This window comes from Vreelandella rituensis (assembly GCF_003336665.1).
GTDB classification, from domain to species: domain Bacteria; phylum Pseudomonadota; class Gammaproteobacteria; order Pseudomonadales; family Halomonadaceae; genus Vreelandella; species Vreelandella rituensis.
In genome coordinates, this window is sequence record NZ_QPIJ01000136.1 from 1 (window position 1) to 1,912 (window position 1,912).

The window sequence follows — 1,912 nt, forward strand, 5'->3', positions numbered from 1 at the left end:
AGCATCAATGAGGAACGTTATCTCGACATCTGGATGCCCCGTGAAATGGGTTGCCAAGCATCCTCGCGCGATGCGTAGACCCCACTTTACCCCAGAGTTTGCTAGATTGTTGCCGGTGCTACCACGCCCCCTTGTGGCACGCCGTCATGAGCCGCATGGAACAGCCCCTTGTCGACATGCCCTGCTTTGATGAATCGCCATAACAGCGCCAGGAAACGGCCGTCCCGAATCCGTTTGCGGACACACCGCATAAGCTTTCTATGGTGAACCGTGTCGAAGTAGCTCGCGAGATCACCTTCGATGACCCAGCGACCTTTTGTTTCTCCACTGTCCGTCAACTGAAGTTTCACGGTGCGGATAGCATGGTGCACGCTGCGTTCTGGCCGGAACCCATAGGAGAGACGATGGAAATCGCTTTCCCAAATAGGCTCCATGGCCATTAGCATCGCACGTTGCACAATCCTGTCACGCAAGGTCGGTATCCCCAGCGGGCGCTGTTTGCCGCTGGATTTTGGAATGTAAATGCGACGTGCTGGCTGCGGCTGATAAGTGCCGTCCAGCAGTTCAATACGAATTTCCTCCAGATGCTGGCTGAAATTCTGCTCAAACGCTCGCCGATCTACTCTGTCAATACCAGCAGTTCTGGCCCCTGACGACGCCAGCGTTCTGAACGCCGCTTCCTGGAGCCAGTCACGCCGTGCAATCAGTCTCAACAGCCGATCGAACCGTCGGTTCGAATCCGCTGTTGACCACATTGCCAGCTTGCTTTGCATTTCCCCGATTATCAAAGGTCTTCACCTCTCTGGGTCAGGTAATCCGTGGAGCAAGCCACTTGAACTGCCTCCCTTCGCCATGTGGTGGGCTTTCCCCACCTCGGACTACTACGGAGGCTCCGCCAGCTTGTCGGGCGTCGGGGTCGCACTCCCTTGGCATCCCGAGCAAGCCTTCCCTCGTTCACATGCTGGACTCAAGCATACGGAGGAGGTTGCCGATCGCAGTCTTTACCCTTGCATGCTGCAAGTTGGCGCACCTGCCACGAGTTAGCTGCGCACTGCTCGTGACTCCGCCGGTGGCGGGCTACTTATCCACCACCGGCAGCAGCAGCGGGCCATACCTGTACCCATTGCTGAGGATGCGCATCTCCTGTCAAGCCGTGTAGGAGATGGCGACATTTCAGCCCACAGACGCGGATGAATCGGTTCGTGTTCCTCAACCTTTCCGTACTCAGCCTAGAGGTGCATCTTGGCGTAACGGCTTCGCCTCACACCCCGTTTCCCACGGGTTACGTCACCCTGCCAGTGCACAGCAGGTCACCGCCGCTTCGGCTCAAGCTCTCTCACAGCAGAGAGCCGCCCTTCGCTGAGAACATCCTGTCCGACACGAAGGTATTCCAGTCATGCTTGTGCCCGTTCAACTGCTTCCCGCAGCCGTCAGGGTCGAGGCACACAATAGCTGATGTCCCAGCTCCAGACCTGGTTCGGCCCTGTCGCCGTAAAGCTGGTGGGCGCGGGCACTTGGCGGCGTGGTTTCATACGGCCTCGATGGTGCTGCTGTTGATGCTTTTTCAATACCCGATAGAACGACGATTCGGAAGCCAGGTAGACGCCTTGATCCGCCAGTAATGGTACGATCTGAGACGGCGGCAAGCTCTGATACTCGGGGCGATGACAGGCGTTTAAAATCTGAGAGATCCCCGCGAATATTTTCAATAAAATCAGCAGGTAATGTTGAAAGAGCCTGCATGGGTCGGCATGTTGTTAATCGCCAAACAAACAATATGCCTAAGGAGATCCATGCAGGCCCCTCAATTCTTGCACAACTGGCTGACATCAGCACTCCCCTCTATTCATGCCAAACGCCTTCAGGCACTACTGGATACGGTCGGTGCCTTGCTGACGGAGCGTCGACTGGG

Annotated in this window: 1 protein-coding gene and 1 pseudogene; both read right to left on the bottom strand. The window is 56.5% G+C overall.

Annotation, left to right across the window (positions count from 1 at the left end):
• Window positions 1-101 precede the first annotated feature (101 nt).
• Complete coding sequence (locus tag DU506_RS21065) at window positions 102-773, bottom strand: reverse transcriptase domain-containing protein (RefSeq protein WP_114488778.1); 672 nt, start codon at window positions 771-773, stop codon at window positions 102-104.
• A 675-nt stretch (window positions 774-1,448) separates the two neighbouring features.
• Window positions 1,449-1,682, bottom strand: a pseudogene (locus DU506_RS21070) (IS3 family transposase); the annotation flags it as partial.
• Between the last annotated feature and the right edge of the window lie 230 nt (window positions 1,683-1,912).

Bases quoted from the DNA above. Each gene is read 5' to 3' on its own strand.
- DU506_RS21065 (WP_114488778.1), bottom strand. From the start codon at position 773: ATGCAAAGCAAGCTGGCAATGTGGTCAACAGCGGATTCGAACCGACGG.